This is a genomic window from Nonomuraea sp. NPDC049750 (assembly GCF_040659625.1).
Classification (GTDB): domain Bacteria; phylum Actinomycetota; class Actinomycetes; order Streptosporangiales; family Streptosporangiaceae; genus Nonomuraea.
Genome location: NZ_JBFANB010000005.1, coordinates 417891 through 432969, shown reverse-complemented (window position 1 = coordinate 432969; position 15079 = coordinate 417891). Strand labels below are relative to the sequence as shown.

Sequence of the window (15079 nt, the reverse complement as noted above, 5' to 3'; positions counted from 1 at the left end):
GATCCCTACGCGGTCTGATCCCTACGCGGTCTGATCCCGACGCGGTCTGATCCCTAACCGGTCTGTTCCCTGAAGCCCGCAAAATCGAGGTCGTGGCCCTCGAGCCAGAGCTTCGCGGCCGCCGCCAGTACCGCGCGCCGATCCCGCTCGCCCTCGCCGGGCCCGGCCGGCAGCAGGGCCGCGACGTCGCTGGCACCCGATCGCACCTTCGGATGGCGCCGGGCGAGCGCGGTGAGGCTCTCCGACGGGCCCGCCTCGACCAGCAGGTAGTCGCCCTCGGCCAGCAGCCGGTCGAGCGCCGGGCCGAACAGCACCGGCTCCGCCGGCTGGTCCGCCCAGAAATCCACGTCGGTCGCGGTACCGGGCGACATCGGCGCGCCGGTGTAGCCGGAGTAGAGGGGGATGGCGGGCGGGCGCAGCGCCAGGCCGGCCATCACCTCCCGCGATCCGGCCAACGCCGCGGCGACGGCCGGGCTGTGGAACGCGGTCGTCGCCCTGGCCCTGCGACACCCGTAGCCGGCGGCGCGCAGGTCGCGTTCGACCTGGCGCAGCGGCCCGTCGAGGCCGGCCAGCATCACCTGGCGGGCCGCGTTGACCGCGCCGACCACCACCGCGCCGTCGAGGTCGGCGAGGAACGGGCGCAGCTCATCGGGACCGGCGGCGACCGCGAGCATTCCGCCGGGCGGTAGCCCGGTCAGCCGGTCGATGCGATCGCGCATCACCGTGACCGCGTCGGCCATGGTGAACACGCCGGCCAACGCCGCCGCGGCGACCTCGCCCACGCTGTGGCCCAGCAGCGCCGCCGGACGGACTCCCCAGCTGAGCACGAGCCTGCCCAGCGCCCAGTCGACGGCGAAGAGCAGCGGCTGCGCCCGTCGCAGGTCGTCGAGGTCGAGCGCCGGTCGCGGTGATCGCCAGTCGTCTCTGATCGCCCGCGCGTCCGGGCCGAACAGCTCGATGACCTCGTCCATGCGGGCGGTGAACTCGGGATCTCGCCGATAGAGCCCTGCCCCCATACGGGCGTGCTGGGCGCCCTGGCCGGGAAACAGCAGCGCCACGGGCCGTCTCCGGCCCTGTCGCGGCTCCGCGGCACGCACCCCGGCCAGGGCCTCGGCATGGGTCGCGGCCAGTACGGCGCCGCGCACCGGCCCGGCCGGGGTGGGCGGCCGCCACTGGTCCGCCGCTTCCTGGAACTCGGGCGGACCGTCCGTGGTCAGCCATCGTTCCAGCGCGGCGCCGGTCTGCCGCCAGTCGTGCTCGTGCGCCCCTGACCAGGCCAGCAGGCGTGTTCGGGTTCGACCGTCACCGGTCATCGGGCCCCTCCTTCCTTGCCATGTCGTCCCCCCTCGCCGGGTAGCCCGGTACGGCCAGGACCTCGACGACCGCGCACGACCAGGTGAACCCCGCGCCGACGCCGGCGAGCAGGCATCGGTCGCCCGGCCGCAGCCGCCCGGTCGCCGCCAGGTGGTCCAGCCCGGCGAGCTGGTCGCCGGCGCCGAGATGCCCCACCCGCCGGCCCCATGGCCAGGTGGTCCGCTCGATGTCGATGCCGTACGGGCCGATGTAGGTGAGCTCCAGCCGCCGGCGGCCGAAGTTGGGAAGGACGAACCAGTCGATGTCAGTCAGATTGCTCTCGGCCTCGGCGAGCGCCCGCTTGATCGTCATGTGCTGGCGGGCCGCGACCCGTGCCACGCTCTCGGAGATCCCGGCCTTGGCGAGGAAGGCCCGTTTGGCGGCATCGAGATCCACCCGGCCGCGGACCGAGAACGGCGCCGCTCCGAACGGATCGTCGCCGCGGTGCATCCGCTCAAGGCCGGGGTCGGACTCGGTGACCAGGCAGCGCAGCCGCGCGAAGCCGGTGCCGCGGGACAGGACGATCGCCGCGCCGCCGTCGGCGTACACCGTCCCGGCGTCGCTGCGCCACCGGTCGAACCCCGGAGGGCAGAACCGGTCCGCCGCGGTGATCAGCGCCGCCGCGCCGTCCCCGGCCGCGACCAGGTGGCAGGCCGCGAGGCCGAGCGCGGCCATTCCGCCGTTGGACATCTGCCGGATCTCGATGGCCGGGCAGTCCCCCACCTCGGCGTACCGCTGGATGAACGAGGCGGGCGGCCACAGATCGTGCCCTTGGTAGTAGACGTTCGCGTGCAGCAGCAGCCGGATGTCGTCGCCGCGGTGGCCCGCTCGCGCCAGGGCCGAGCGAGCCGCCCGGGTGGCCATCTCCGGCGCGGATTCGCTCCGGGACACCGTCACCGACGTGATGCCGTCAGAGCGAGGGCTGCCCGGTGTGACGCCATCAGCCGGTACGGCGGGCGGCAACCACACGCCGGTGGCCGCGATGAAGAGGTCCTCGAAGCGCATGAGTCACGGCGACTTCTGCCGCTCCGCGTCGGCGGCCCCGGCCGGCGGCCTCATGGGCCGTTTCCGGGGGATACCGGTGAGCTCGATCCCCCCGTCCACCGAGATCACCTGGCCTGTCACGTACGCGCTGCCGGGCTCGGCCAGCCGGGTGATCCAGACGGCCACCTCCTCGGGCTCGCCCACCCGTCCGGCGATCGTGGCCTGCCCGAAGATCTCCAACGCCAGCCGCGCGTCGGCCGGGCTGAAGCCGGCGCGCGCTGCCGCGTCGGTCCTGGTCACACCCGGAGCCACCGCGTTGACCCGGATGCCTGCCTCGCCGAGTTCCACCGCCCATGCCCGGGTGAACATCTCGCCGCCCGCCTTGGACGCCGCGTACAGCGAGGAGCCGAACGGTGGCGGCCGGTGCCCTTCGACGCTCGTGACGAGCACGATGCTGGCGCCGGGGGCGCGTAACCGGGGAAGCAGCCGGTCCGTCAGGATCAGCGGGCCGATCAGGTTGGTGCCGAGCACCGTCATCACGTCCGCCATGTCGACCCGGCCCAGGGGCGTCTTCTTGGTGATCCCCGCGTTGTGCACCAGGACGTCGAGGACGCCGGGGCCCGCGCCGACCGCCGCGTCCACGGCGTCGGCGCCCTCGGCGGTGGAGACGTCGGCCACCACGGGGACCAGCTTCGGATGCAGCGTGGCCGTCTCCTTCAGGCGTTCCGCGTCCCGGCCGGTGATGAACACCGTCTCCGCGCCCTGCCGGGCGAAGATCAGCGCCGCGGCGCGGCCGATTCCGGAACTGCCGCCGGTGACGACGACGTGCTGGCCCGCGAACGGAGTGAGAGTTGGGGAGTGATCCGTCATGGCAGCAAGATCCCTCCGACGCACAGAGGGGCGAGCGAGGCCATGGCGAGCAGGTTCAACATCATTGAGGCAGGCATTCGAGTACCGTCCATTCTCCGGGTGTGGGTTGGTTGGCCAGGGCGAAGCCGGACGAGCGCAGGAGCCGTTCCCACTCGTGGATGGAGCGCTCGCGCCCGCCCCAGACGGTGAGCATGTCGATGTCCAGCAGCTTGGCGCGATCCCAGGTGTTCAGCTCCGACACGACCTGCTCCAGGACGAACAGCACGGCGCCGGTGTCGCCGATCGCCGTCCTGACCTGGCGGAGAATCCGGGCGGCGGCCTCGTCACTCCAGTCGTGCAGGACCATGTTCAGGATGTAGGCGTCGCACCCGGCCGGCAGCGGGCCGGCGAAGAAGTCTCCCGCTGTGACGGTCACCCTGTCCGACAGCCCCTGTTCGGCGATCGAGGCCACGGCCGCTTCGACCATCGCCGGCCGTTCGAAGAGCACGCCGGCGCATCCGGGATAGCGCGCCAGCAGCAGGCCCAGGAAGATCGCCTTACCGCCGCCGATGTCGGCGACGCGCTCGAACCGGCCGAAGTCGATCCGGTCGAGATATCGGTTGCCGAGCCGCCGGTTGATGGCGGCCATCGCGTCGTCCAGGATGCGGCTCGACCCGGAGTCACTCTCCAGGTAGGGCCAGATCGGCATGCCGAAGACGTGGTCGAACGCCGTTTCTCCGGTGCGCACGCTGTGGCCGAGCGCGCCGAGCGCCCGGTAGAAGAAATCAGATCCATCCATGACGATGGCGTCGCGCGCCGAGTCCGCGATGTCGGTACGCAACCCTTCCGCCATCGGGGACAGCCCGAACCTCTCCTCTGCGACCTCGGTGAAGACGCCCACCGACGCCGCGCACCGCAGCACCCGATACAGCGATGGCCGATCCGCGCCCACCTCGGCGGCCAGTTCCGCCACCGTTCTCGGGCCCGCGGCGAGGTGGTCGGCGATGTTCAGCTCGGCGAGCACATGGATCGCACGGGCGAACCGGTCCGCGTTGGCCAGGACGGCCAACGCCTCGCGCGGCGTCTTGGCCGCGACCTCGAGCAGCGCGGGGACATCCCATTCCGTCATGATCTCTTTCGCCATGATCTCTTTCGCCATGATCTCCCGCCCTTCCGCCGGATCAGCCGGTCCGCTCGGCGACCACGACCGTGTCGTTGCCGATGGGAAGGCGGTGGGCGCGGATGAACCGGAACCCGGCCCCCTCCAGCCACTCGCGGCATTCGGCCACCGTGTACTCCGACCCGCCGGGGGTTACCAGCGCCACGTTGAGGCTGGTGATCAGGCTCTGGAGATCGGGCTGGTCCTCGTCGATCATGTGGTCGTAGACCAGCAGCAGGCTTCCCGGCCGGGCCGCCTCGGAGATCCGCTTGACGATCTGGCGCCGTTCTTCGACCGACCAGTCGTGCAGCACGTGGCCGATGAGATACACGCCGGCTTCCGGCAGCGCGTTCAGGAAGAAGTCGCCCGGGTGGAAGGTGACCTGGGACGCGGTCCCGTACTCCGCCATGATCTCGTCGAAGTACGGTCGAACGATGGGGAAGTCGAACACGCCTCCCCGCAGATGCCGGTTCCTGCTCGCCAGGATCGCGGCCACCTGGCCGCGCGCGCCGCCGACGTCGAGGAACGACTCGTGCTCCGACCAGGTGAGGCACTCGTCGAGCTGCGGCGCCACCATGACGTTGCTGGCGTCCATGTGGGACAGGAAGACGCGCGCCCTCTCGGGGTCGTTGTACAGGCGCTCGTACGCCTTCGCGTCCGCCTCGATGTTGGCCTTCGGCTTTCCGTCGCGCAGCGCGTCGGCCAGCGAGTGCCAGGCGGGATAATGCAGCCGGCTGCCGATCTTGATGCGGCCGCCGACGTAGCCGGAATGACCGGGAACGAGGAACTTCTTCGCCGTCTCGCTGGCCTGGTACCCGCCGTTGGCCTTGTCCAGGAGCCCCAGCACCACGAGCGCTTCGAGAAAGTCCCGCATGAGCCTGGGGTGCAACTCCAGCGTCGAGCACACCTGCGCCAGATCGGCCGGCTCGTCGCTGAGCGCTTCGAACAGGCCGATCTCCACCGCGCTGTGCAGGATCTTGGCGGGCGCGTACGCCGTGCCCAGCTGAAGGATGGACGACGCGTCGTCTACCTTGTCCACAAGCATGTCATCTCGCTTCCTCGATCACGCGAACAGCAGGTCACATTCCATGCGAAAGGGCCGGGTCGACCCGTAGCGGTTCGGCGGCGTAGTGGGCGGCGGTCTCGTGGTTGTCCATGTGTTCGTAGAAGCCCGGCTTGGCGTCGAAGACGTACCAGACCGTCTCCGCCTCGGGAGGCTTGTCCCGGTCCCACTCGCCCTGGTGCAGCACCCGGCGCATGTCATGCGAGAAGCGGATCGGGTCCGTCTGGTACGACGCGCCGTCGGCTCGCCAGCCGGGCGGCGGCCCGAGGTTCGGGTCGACGTACACCGGGCGGGTCCAGTGTTCGTAGGTGTAGAGCTCCTCGGCGAACGGGCGCCACCGCTCGGGGAACCGCGGGACCATCGCGGTCCGCCACCACATCTCGATCTCCCGCTCCAGCGAGTGGCCGCCGTACAGCGCGCGGAGCGCCCGCACCACCGACGGCGATTCCGCGATGACCGGGATGGCCGCGCAGAACTCCCTGGCCTCCGGCGTGGCGGACGACTCGAACCAGCGCATGAGGCTCGTGATGAGAGCGGACTGGGTCTGCCCGGTCAGCGCGGCGGCCGGCCGCCAGACGTGCCGCAAGAACTGGTTCTCGCCGAGCACCCTGGCCCACAGCATGAAGCGCTGCATCCGGACATGTTCGTTCAGCGTCGCGCTGCGATTGGCCAGAACATATTCGAAGTCGTCGTGCTCGCCGCGCAACGTCACGAAACCGTGGTCCGCGCGCTGCTCGCTGTAGGAGGTGTTCGGCAGGAGCAGGAGTGGATACACCGCGATTCTGGAGACCTTTCCGGCGAGCCGGTCATAGCCCTCGAAGAATGAGTCCGGAGTCTCTCCCGGCGCGCCCCAGATGAGCTCCGCGTAGCAATCGAGCCCTTCGTCGGCCAGCCAGGTGGCCAGGCTCTCCCACTGATTCACCTTCATGTTCCTGCGATGCATTTCGGTCAGCGCATCGTCGGAGAGCGTCTGGAGGGCGAGGGTGAAGGAACTCTTGAATCCGTGCTGCCGCAGTTCGGTGACGATGCGGTGGAATCTGGCTGATTTGTTCTTCGCCCAACTCGTCTCGATCGCGCGCGGAAAGCCGCGGCGCTCCCGCGTCTTGATCAGGTCCTCGACGAATTCCTCGTCGCTTTCCAGAAGTCCGAAGTTGGCGTCGCACAGGACGACGGTCGGGACCTCGTGGAAGCCGAAGAAGTCCAGCTCCTCGACGAGTCGCTGCCGGGAGAACGAGCGCACCCGCTGGCCGACGGCGCCGCCCCAGTAGCAGAACGAGCACTTGTACGGGCAGCCGCGGTTGGTCTCCATCAGCGCGACGTCGTAGCGGAAGCGGCCGTTGGGCCAGTTCATGGGGATGGCGCCGGTCAGGAACGGCGACGGGACGACATCCAGGTTCTCGATCCGCGCGGCGTCCGGCGTGGTGTGGACGCTGCCGGGTTCTCTGAGGTAGGAGATGCCCGGGACATTCGCCGGATCCCGGCCGCCGGGGTTGTCCAGCAGATACCGGACGAGGGCGGGAAGGGTCGTCTCCCCCTCGCCGTTCACCACGTAGTCCACCTGCGGCATTTCGCGGAATACACGGTCCGCCTGATTCGCCACGTGGTTTCCGCCGAATATCACGACGCCTCGCGGATTCAGCTGTTTGAACGTCTCCGCCAGGCAGCCGAAGCTCCGGTAGTTCCAGCCCAGCACCGAGAAACCGAGCACCTCGGGGATCTCCGCGCCGAACAGGTCCCGGGCCATCGCGGTCAGCGCCACGCCACCCCGGAAATTGTTTATCTTGACGTCGACGGCGGCCGCGGTGACCGGGTCCGCGTCCAGCACGGCCTTGAGATATCCGGCCGCGAGCGGCATCGACTCCAATGGCATGTCCCATGCGCCCTGTTGCACGAGACCGATGGTCAGCATCGTCGATTCTCCCTTTCCCGGGAACGCTCCGGCGGAGGCGGTTGTTGGAAATCATCGGCCAGCCGGGTAGACGCTTGCTCGAAATGGGTTAGAGGCCGCTTCGCGCGGGGAAAAGAGAACCGCTCATGAGACGATGGCCACCGCTCGGGCCCAGCCGGCTCCGGCACCGCTGATCTTCACCGGGAAGCAGCAGACCTGGAACCCGGTCGGCGCGGGCAGCGCGTCGAGGTTCCCGAGCCGTTCGAGCTGGCAGTACTCACGGTCGCGGCCGACGAAATGCGCCGGCCACAGCACCGACCGGTCGCCGGTCTCGGCGAACGTGCTGACGATGTGGGCGAACGGCGCGTCCAGGCTGAACGCGTCGGTCCCGATCACCCGGACGCCGAGGTCGAGCAGGACATGTACGGCGGAGGCGTCCAGGCCGACGAACTTCGAGAAGTACTCAGGTGTCCCGCACAGGGCGGCGGCTCCGGTGTTCAGCAGGACGATGTCGCCGGGCCGTACGTGGTGGTCGATCCGGCGCAGCGCCCCACGGACCCAGTCGGCGTCGAGCGCGCCCACCGGCTCGCCGGTCGCGTCCAGCACGCAACCGGGCCCGATGAACCACTCCAGCGGCATCTCGTCGATGTTCCGCGGCCTGCCGTAGGAGGCGGTGGATCCGTAGTGCGAAGGCGCGTCGACATGGGTGCCGGTATGCGTGGTGAGGGTCAGGGTGTCCAGCGAGAGGAACTCCCCATCCGGCAGCGCGGACGGATCCAGTTCCAGCCCGAAATGGGTGCGCATCTCGTCGCTCATGTGCCGGGCCCCCTCGGCGGGGGAAAGGATCTCATGACGTACCGGATTGGGTTCGAAGCCGGCCGCGTCGACCGGGGTCGACAGGTCGATGACGCGCACGTCGTCACTCCTTAGAGAGTCGTCAGGACGAGGGAGGTGTCAGGAAGAGGTCGGTGGCCACGCGGATGTTCGGATTGCCGTAGACGATCTCGCGGGTGACCTTGGCGAACAGCGGAGTACGCGACAGGACCCGCGCCACGAACAGGCGGCCCAACCGGCCCTTCAGCCCACCGGAGCGCATGCCATGGGCCTGCATGGTCTGGATCCGCATCATCCGTTCGATGTCGGGCCCCCGCAGCCGCTCGAATTCCTCGATGGTGACGGCCTCGTCCCGCTCCCGCAGCGCGGCCAGCAGCAGCGGGTGCAGGACGGCGGCGTCCTGGATGGCCAGGTTGATGCCCTGCGCCCCGAGCGGGCTGTGGGTGTGCGCGCTGTCACCGGTCAGGACCAGGCCGGGCACCGCCCAGCGCGGCGCCCTGGCGGCGAACACGTCCAGCAGGGAGAGGTCGGCCGGGCTGGTGATGGCGGCGTCGATCAGCGGCGCGTACGGCGGAGCGGCCCGCCCCAGCCGGGCCTTCACCTCGTCCAGCCCCGCCGCGATGATCTTCGCGTACCCGCCGTGCGGGACGGTCCAGCCCAGCTGCAGGTGGTCCGGCCAGGACGGGTAAGCCAGGAGCGGGGTGCCCCCATCCCGGAAGATCTGGGCGTACGGCGGGGTCCGCTCGGTGGCGGGCAGCTTGACCCACAACACGTCGAAGTCGAACACGTCCCGGCGGCCACTGGGGATCCCGGCCAGGCGCCGCACGGGAGAGAACCGGCCATCGGCCCCGACCACGTACCGGGCCCGGACCACCGTGGTGCCGGTCGCGCCGCGGCCCACGACGCCACGAACCCGGCCATCCTCGTGAATGAGCTCCGTGGCCCGGCAGCCGTCGCGATAGACGAAACGGTCATAGCGCCGGACGGCGTCGAGCAGGGCGGCCAGCAGATTCCGCTGCGGCATGCTCAACAGGTAGTTGTGCGGCGCGGGCAGCGACCGGTAGTCGATGTCCACCACCGTCGTGCCCTTGTCGACGAACCGGAACCTGGCCAGCTCGTGCCCGCCGCGCTGCCTGGCCGCGTCGAGCACGCCGAGCTGGTCGAGTATCGCCAGCCCTCCCGGCTGCAGGATCTCGCCCCAGTACTCGCGGGTCAGCAGCGGGCTCTTCTCCAGCATCACCACGCTCACGCCGGAGCGCACCAGCAGCAGCGCCAGTGTGAGACCGGCAGGACCGCCGCCGACCACGCACACGTCCGCCGAGACCTCGTCACTCATGCTCACACCGAGGACGCGCCGACGGCTACGGGCAGGTGCGTCAGGCCGCGCACCATATGGCCGTCGCGCCAGACCGCCTCGCCCGCCGGCCGTATATCGGGGAACCTGCGCACCAGCCCGCCCAGCACCACCTGCGCCTCCATCCGCGCCAGCGGCGCGCCGAGGCAGTGGTGGATGCCGTGCGAGAAGGTCAGGTGCGGATTGGGGCTTCGGGTGATGTCGAACTCGTCCGGCCGGTCGAACCAGGACGGGTCCCGGTTCGCGCCCTGCACACAGGTCATGACGTACTCGCCCGCGCCGATGACGAACCCCTCCACCGCGATCTCCTCGGTGGCCAGCCAGGTCAGCGCGCTGATGGGTGCCTCCAGCCGCAGGATCTCCTCCACCGCGCCGCGTACGAGTCCGGGTCGGCGCCGGAGCAGTTCGCGCTGGTCCGGGTGCGTCAGTAGCAGCTGCGTTCCGGTGCCGATGATGGTGGTCGTCGTGATGGAGCCGTTCACCAGCAGCGCCATCACCATCCGGACGAGCTCGTCCTCGTCGAGCCGGTCCTGCCCGTCCCTGGCGTCGATCAGGGCGCTGGTGACGTCGTCGCCGGGGTTGCGGCGCTTGTGCGCCACGAGGCGGAGCACGTACGCGCGCGCCGTACCGAACGCCTTGTCGCGGACCTCTTCGGACTCCGTCAGGAAGCCCCGCGCGCAGTGGCTGACCTCCTCCATCTCCTCGTACGGCACGCCGAGTAGCCTGCAGATCACCGTGATGGGCAGCGGATCGGCCAGGGTGCCGAGCAGTTCGACGGTGCCGCGCTCGGCCATGTCGTCTAGGATCTGCCCGGTGACCTGCTCACTCCAGCCGCGCAGGGCCTCGATCCGCTGGGTGGTGAAGCTGGCCTGGGCCAGCTTGCGCAGCCTGGTGTGCACCGGTGGCGGGCTGTTCAGCGAGTTGCCGTCCAGCGGATTGGGCGGTTTGACCAGCCGCCGGTCCGCCGAGAGCGTCTTGACGAGGTCGTAGCGGATGGCCAGCCAGGCGTCGCCGACCTCCGGATGCTTCACCCGGTTGAGCGGCGCCTCCTCGCGCAGCCGGGCCAGGGTCGGGAACGGGTCGAGCTGGAAGCCGGGGCTGTAGGCGCCCGGCGCCGACGGTGCGGTGGGCATGGCTTCTGCCTCCTTGGCGATGGGATCGGTGACCTGCGGAGCCGTGTCACCGGCCGCCGGCGACCGTGAGCACCTCTCCGGTGATGTTGTTGTTCGCCGAGGAACACAGGAAGACCACGGCGGCGGCTATGTCCTGCGCGCGGCTGAGCCGCCCGGTCGCCGTACGGTCGGTCTCCCTCTGCCGGAGCGCGAGCGGCAGGCCGGTGCTGACCCGGCGGGTGAGCGTGAGTCCCGGGCACACCACGTTGACCAGGACACCGTCCCGGCCCACGTCCCAGGCCAGGCTCCTGGCGAAGCCGTGCAGGCCCGCCTTCGTCGCGCCGTAGAACTCCTGCCCACGGTGGCCGTCGACGGCCACGTGCGAGGAGATCAGCGCGATCCGGCCCCAGCCGCCGCCCCGCATCGCGGCGACGGCGTGCTGTGCGGTCCTGATGGTGGGGGTGAGATTCTCCGCGATCACCGGCGACCAGTCGGCGGGCGCGACGTCCTCGAACCGCTCCTCGGGTCCTCGGCGGCGGCCCCAGCGCATCGCGTTGGCGACGAGCACCTCCACGGGGCCAAGGCGCTCGGCCACCTCGGCGAGCGTGCCGGCCGGCGAGTCGGGGTCGGCGAGCTCGTAGGGGACCGCCACCGCGCCGAGGCGCTCGGCCAGGTCGGCCGCGGCGGCCTTGTCGCTGTGGTAGGCGACCGCGACCCTGGCGCCCTCCGCGGCGAACGCCGTGGCGATCGCCGCGCCGATCTCTCCCGTCGCCCCTGTCACCAGGACGACGCGGCCGGTCAGCCCGAGATCCATGATCGGCCCTTCCCCCGCACCGGCGGCCGGGCGCCCGTCACAGGATCAGCGCCCCTCCGCACGCGGGCACGAAGGCCCCGGTGACGTAGGAGGAGTCGTCCGACGCGAGCGCGGCCACCAGGCGGGCGATGTCCTCGGGCTCGCCCATCCGCTTCATCGGGACCATCTCGACGGCGGCCGCGAGCCGCTCCGGCCGGATTTGCGCCGACGACTCCGTCCTGGTCACCCCCGCGATGACGGTGTTGACCCTGACGCCGGTGGGGGCGAGGTAGCGGGCGAGGAACTTGGCGATCGCCTCCATCGCCGCCTTCGCCGTGCCGTGCGTGATCGACCGGATCCACGGATCTCGCGCCTGGAGCGCGGAGATCGTCACCACCGCGCCCGCGCCGCGCTCCACCATGCCGGGAACGCAGGCCTGCACGCTGAGCAGCACCGCGCGGATCTGGCCGGACACGATGGCCGTCAGATCCTCGACGTCGACGTCGAGCGGGAAATCGCGGATGGACTCGTCGAACCCATGCGCGTTGATCACCAGGATGCCGATCGGGCCGAGTGTGGCCTCGACCCGCTTGACCATCTCCTCGACCTCGGCCTTGCTGGTCACGTCCGCGCCCACGGCCACCGCCCGGCCGCCGGCGGACTCGATGTCGGCGACGACCCGCCGCGCGTCGCTCTCGCGGCGCCGGTAGTTGACCGCGACCGACGCTCCTCGCGCGGCCAGCTCCCGCGCGATCGCGGCGCCGATGCCCCGGCTTGATCCGGTGACCAGCGCCACCCTCTGGGCGACGCCGGCGGATCCGCGCGGGTGCTCCTGGGGATCGACCAGTTGGGGATCGACCAGTTGGGGATCGGTCGTTTGGGGATCGGTCATCGGCCCGCCGTCCCCAAGTTCTCGTGGACGACGTCGTACACATCGGGGTCGACGGTGGCGAGGGCGCCGAGTCCGGCGACCCGCTCGCGGAAGCCGTCGCCGGTGACGGCGTTCCGGTGGGCCTCGGCGCTCTCCCACCGCGCCACCTCGACGTACACCTCCGGGTGGTGGACGGACCGCAGCAGCTCGGAGGACAGGTAGCCGGGCTGGGCCCGCATGTACTCGGTCAGGTGCTCCAGGATGCGGGTGAATTCGGTGAGGTCTCCGGTGCAGGTCAGCTTGTTCACCAGGGTGACCATGAACGTACTCCGTCTTCTCGGGAAATCGGATTCACTGGATCGTCGTCGGATCGCCGAGCAGGTCGCGAAGCGCGGCGCGGCTGGTCTTGCCACCGGGCCCACGCGGAATCGATGCGGTCAGGACCACCCGCGCCAGCCGCTGGTAAACGGGAACCCTGTCGTTGAGGAACGTGGCGATCCCTTCTTCGGTGACACCTTCCGCACGCGGCACCACCAGCGCGTTGGCGACGGCGCCGTGCAGCGGGTCGGGGGTGTCGACGACCACGCAGTCGGCCACCGCGGGGTGGGTGGCGAGAACCTGCTCGATCTCGGCCGGCGCCACCAGGTTGTCGTCGTACTTGAAGGTGTCCTTGAGCCGGTCGATGAGGAACAGGTAGCCGTCCTGGTCGAGGCGTCCGATATCTCCCGTGGACAGCCAGCCGTCGGCGTCGATCGGCGAGGGCTCCCGGGTGTCCAGGTAGCCCAGCATGATCTGGGGGCCGCGGACCTGTACCTCGCCCCGTTCTCCGGCCGGCAGCACCGCGCGGGTCGTGACGTCGACGATCCGGCACCCGGTTTCAGCGACGGGAGGACCGACCGAGCCGTACCGCGGCCAGGGCGGCTGGTCGCAGTGGGTCAGCGGCGAGGTCTCCGCCAGGCCGTACCCCTGCATCACCGCGACGCCGAAGTGGTCGGTCAGCGCGCGGGCGGACGCCGGGGCCAGCGCGGATCCGCCCGACAGGATCGCCCTGACGGTGTCCAGCCGGAGCTCGCGCAGCCGGGTGTCCCGGGCGAGCTGGGCCAGCCGCATCGGGAGGCTGTAATAGTGCGTCGCCTCGACCTCGGCCGCGAGGCGGGTGGCCACGACCGGGTCCGGATCGGTGCAGAGCACCTGCGTGGCGCCCGACCACACGGCGGAGTTCAGGTGCATCGGGTGGAAGCTCGGCAGGTGGTTCACCGTCACGCTGTTGGGGCTGAGCCGGTGCGCGCGGACGATCTGGGCGGCGTTGGCCACCAGGTTGCGGTGCGACAGCAGGACGCCCTTGGGCAGTCCGGTGGTACCGCTGGTGAACAGCACGCAGGCCGCCCCTCGCGGTCCGGTCGCGGCGGCCGGGCCGGCGGAGATCGACGACGGGGTGAGCGCGGCCGGCAGCGGAACCAGGTCCACCCGGTCGGTATCCGTCAGCTCGGGGGCCAGACGCGTACGCATGTCATCGGTCACGAACGCCAGCCGGACACCCGCCGTGCGCAGCATGTGCGCCAGCGCCTGCCCGCTCTGGAGCTGGTTCAGGATCGCCAGTGTGTTGCCGCTGCGCAGGATCGCGTAGTACGCCACCGCGAAGCACGGGTCGAAGGCGTTCGCGAGGCCGATGACCGAGCCACCGGGCGCCGTGAGTTCGCGCAGCGTGTCGGCGAGCCGGGACACCGCGGCGTCCAGTTGGGCGAAGGTGAGCAGGACGTCATCGCACCTGATGGCCGGGCGGGTCGGCAGCCGCTCCGCCGTCTGATGGAGCCGCTCGTCCAGACGGATCTCCGGCAGCGAGAGCGGGCGGGCGGCGAGTGGGTCAGACACCGGCCGGCTCCTCGGCGTGGTCCTTGGCCAGGTTCAGGTTCCGCACGCTGTGGATGCTCAGCGCCCGGCGCAGGTAGCGCCGCGCGTCGCTCACCGTCGCCGTGTCACCGAGCAGGCCGAGCGCCGACCTCTTGATCGTCACCGTGTGCCGGGCCGACGCGAGCACACCCTCGGGCGTCTCCAGGAATGACCAGTGGCCGGTGTGCGCGTCCAGCAGGGCCGGCAGGACGGTCTGCTTGTAGACGATCAGGTGGTGCGGGCGGCAGACGCGCACCGATCGGGTGCCGTGCGTCGACCCGTCAGGTGCCTTGGTGTCCATGTCGAAGAACTGGATTCCGGGAGACGGCTCCTCCAGGACGAGCCGGGAGACGTGCGGAATGCGGTCCGGCCACGCGCCGGCCTCGTACAGGAAGGTGTAGGCGTCGTGGATCGAGCCGGCGATGAACACGCGGTCCTCGAACGAGAGCACGAGCGAGCGCAGCTCCTCCCAGCGCGTTGCCGTGTCCCTGGCGGTCTCCAGCAGTTCCTGCGTGTTGCGCTCGATCCCCAGGGCGAGGTCGCGTACCTGATCCCGCTCGCCGGGGAGGCAGGTCATGGTGTGGCGCAGCGTCACCTGGCAGGTGCCACCGGGTCGGTCGTCGAAGGTCCACTCGCCTTCCAGGGACCGCAGCGGCGCCGGTGGCGTCTCGTGCGTGAACCGGATCCGGCGCACGGCGGGGTCGAACTGCCAGCGCGCCCGCCAAGTCCGCACCGCCGCCCGGTCCGTCAGGGCCCAGTGCTGGACGAGGGTGCCGGAGATGTCCCGCCGGCACACCTCGGCGTGCACGGCCCACGGGTGGAACTGTGGCCACGACGACAGGTCGGCAACGATCGCGTAGACCGTTTCCGCGGTCGCTGGAACGGTGACGTCACGGACCACGACCTCACGCTGCATCTCCGACATGAAC

At 70.5% G+C, this 15079-nt stretch carries 14 protein-coding genes; all 14 read right to left on the bottom strand.

What is annotated here, in order from left to right; translation table 11 throughout:
- Positions 1 to 53: 53 nt before the first annotated feature.
- Positions 54 to 1313, bottom strand: a complete 1260-nt coding sequence (locus tag AB0J16_RS17010) for an acyltransferase domain-containing protein (protein ID WP_358539827.1) — start codon at positions 1311 to 1313, stop codon at positions 54 to 56.
- On the bottom strand, positions 1303 to 2358 hold the full coding sequence (locus AB0J16_RS17005) for a ketoacyl-ACP synthase III family protein (RefSeq protein WP_358539824.1): 1056 nt from the start codon (positions 2356 to 2358) through the stop codon (positions 1303 to 1305). The genes AB0J16_RS17010 and AB0J16_RS17005 overlap by 11 nt, the downstream gene beginning before the upstream one ends.
- Positions 2359 to 2361: 3 nt before the next feature.
- A complete protein-coding gene (locus AB0J16_RS17000) occupies positions 2362 to 3207 on the bottom strand; it encodes an SDR family oxidoreductase (protein ID WP_358539822.1) in 846 nt (281 codons plus the stop codon).
- A 61-nt stretch (positions 3208 to 3268) separates the two neighbouring features.
- The gene (locus AB0J16_RS16995) at positions 3269 to 4345 is read right to left on the bottom strand and encodes a methyltransferase (RefSeq protein WP_358539820.1); all 1077 of its coding nucleotides are present in this window, start codon (positions 4343 to 4345) and stop codon (positions 3269 to 3271) included.
- A 22-nt stretch (positions 4346 to 4367) separates the two neighbouring features.
- Positions 4368 to 5390: a methyltransferase gene (locus tag AB0J16_RS16990; protein WP_358539817.1), complete on the bottom strand. Its 1023-nt coding sequence runs from the start codon at positions 5388 to 5390 to the stop codon at positions 4368 to 4370.
- Positions 5391 to 5424: 34 nt separating this feature from the next.
- On the bottom strand, positions 5425 to 7317 hold the full coding sequence (locus AB0J16_RS16985; RefSeq protein ID WP_358539814.1) for a KedN5 family methylcobalamin-dependent radical SAM C-methyltransferase: 1893 nt from the start codon (positions 7315 to 7317) through the stop codon (positions 5425 to 5427).
- 123 nt (positions 7318 to 7440) lie between these two features.
- Entirely contained in the window at positions 7441 to 8211 is a 771-nt protein-coding gene (locus tag AB0J16_RS16980) for a cyclase family protein (protein WP_358539811.1), read from the bottom strand.
- A 22-nt stretch (positions 8212 to 8233) separates the two neighbouring features.
- Complete coding sequence (locus AB0J16_RS16975) at positions 8234 to 9466, bottom strand: FAD-dependent monooxygenase (RefSeq protein ID WP_358539809.1); 1233 nt, start codon at positions 9464 to 9466, stop codon at positions 8234 to 8236.
- Between the two features lie 2 nt (positions 9467 to 9468).
- Positions 9469 to 10617 carry a cytochrome P450 gene (locus AB0J16_RS16970; RefSeq protein ID WP_358539806.1) on the bottom strand — a complete coding sequence of 383 codons (1149 nt, stop codon included), beginning with the start codon at positions 10615 to 10617 and terminating at the stop codon, positions 9469 to 9471.
- Between the two features lie 46 nt (positions 10618 to 10663).
- Positions 10664 to 11410: an SDR family oxidoreductase gene (locus AB0J16_RS16965; protein WP_358539804.1), complete on the bottom strand. Its 747-nt coding sequence runs from the start codon at positions 11408 to 11410 to the stop codon at positions 10664 to 10666.
- A gap of 37 nt (positions 11411 to 11447) precedes the next feature.
- Positions 11448 to 12281: an SDR family oxidoreductase gene (locus tag AB0J16_RS16960; RefSeq protein ID WP_358539801.1), complete on the bottom strand. Its 834-nt coding sequence runs from the start codon at positions 12279 to 12281 to the stop codon at positions 11448 to 11450.
- A complete protein-coding gene (locus AB0J16_RS16955) occupies positions 12278 to 12580 on the bottom strand; it encodes an antibiotic biosynthesis monooxygenase family protein (protein ID WP_358539798.1) in 303 nt (100 codons plus the stop codon). The genes AB0J16_RS16960 and AB0J16_RS16955 overlap by 4 nt, the downstream gene beginning before the upstream one ends.
- Before the next feature lie 31 nt (positions 12581 to 12611).
- Positions 12612 to 14132 (bottom strand): AMP-binding protein, encoded by a 1521-nt coding sequence (locus tag AB0J16_RS16950; protein WP_358539795.1) that lies wholly within the window; start codon positions 14130 to 14132, stop codon positions 12612 to 12614.
- Positions 14125 to 15075, bottom strand: coding sequence for an aromatase/cyclase (locus AB0J16_RS16945; RefSeq protein ID WP_358539793.1), 951 nt, complete (start codon positions 15073 to 15075; stop codon positions 14125 to 14127). The genes AB0J16_RS16950 and AB0J16_RS16945 overlap by 8 nt, the downstream gene beginning before the upstream one ends.
- Between the last annotated feature and the right edge of the window lie 4 nt (positions 15076 to 15079).

Excerpts from the sequence above, each read along its gene's own strand:
- AB0J16_RS16995 (WP_358539820.1), bottom strand. The coding sequence starts at position 4,345 with ATGGCGAAAGAGATCATGGCGAAAGAGATCATGACGGAATGGGATGTC.
- AB0J16_RS16965 (WP_358539804.1), bottom strand. The coding sequence starts at position 11,410 with ATGGATCTCGGGCTGACCGGCCGCGTCGTCCTGGTGACAGGGGCGACG.
- AB0J16_RS17010 (WP_358539827.1), bottom strand. The coding sequence starts at position 1,313 with ATGACCGGTGACGGTCGAACCCGAACACGCCTGCTGGCCTGGTCAGGG.
- AB0J16_RS17000 (WP_358539822.1), bottom strand. The coding sequence starts at position 3,207 with ATGACGGATCACTCCCCAACTCTCACTCCGTTCGCGGGCCAGCACGTC.
- AB0J16_RS16970 (WP_358539806.1), bottom strand. The coding sequence starts at position 10,617 with ATGCCCACCGCACCGTCGGCGCCGGGCGCCTACAGCCCCGGCTTCCAG.
- AB0J16_RS16960 (WP_358539801.1), bottom strand. The coding sequence starts at position 12,281 with ATGACCGATCCCCAAACGACCGATCCCCAACTGGTCGATCCCCAACTG.
- AB0J16_RS16990 (WP_358539817.1), bottom strand. The coding sequence starts at position 5,390 with ATGCTTGTGGACAAGGTAGACGACGCGTCGTCCATCCTTCAGCTGGGC.
- AB0J16_RS17005 (WP_358539824.1), bottom strand. The coding sequence starts at position 2,358 with ATGCGCTTCGAGGACCTCTTCATCGCGGCCACCGGCGTGTGGTTGCCG.
- AB0J16_RS16985 (WP_358539814.1), bottom strand. The coding sequence starts at position 7,317 with ATGCTGACCATCGGTCTCGTGCAACAGGGCGCATGGGACATGCCATTG.
- AB0J16_RS16975 (WP_358539809.1), bottom strand. The coding sequence starts at position 9,466 with ATGAGTGACGAGGTCTCGGCGGACGTGTGCGTGGTCGGCGGCGGTCCT.
- AB0J16_RS16945 (WP_358539793.1), bottom strand. The coding sequence starts at position 15,075 with ATGTCGGAGATGCAGCGTGAGGTCGTGGTCCGTGACGTCACCGTTCCA.
- AB0J16_RS16955 (WP_358539798.1), bottom strand. The coding sequence starts at position 12,580 with ATGGTCACCCTGGTGAACAAGCTGACCTGCACCGGAGACCTCACCGAA.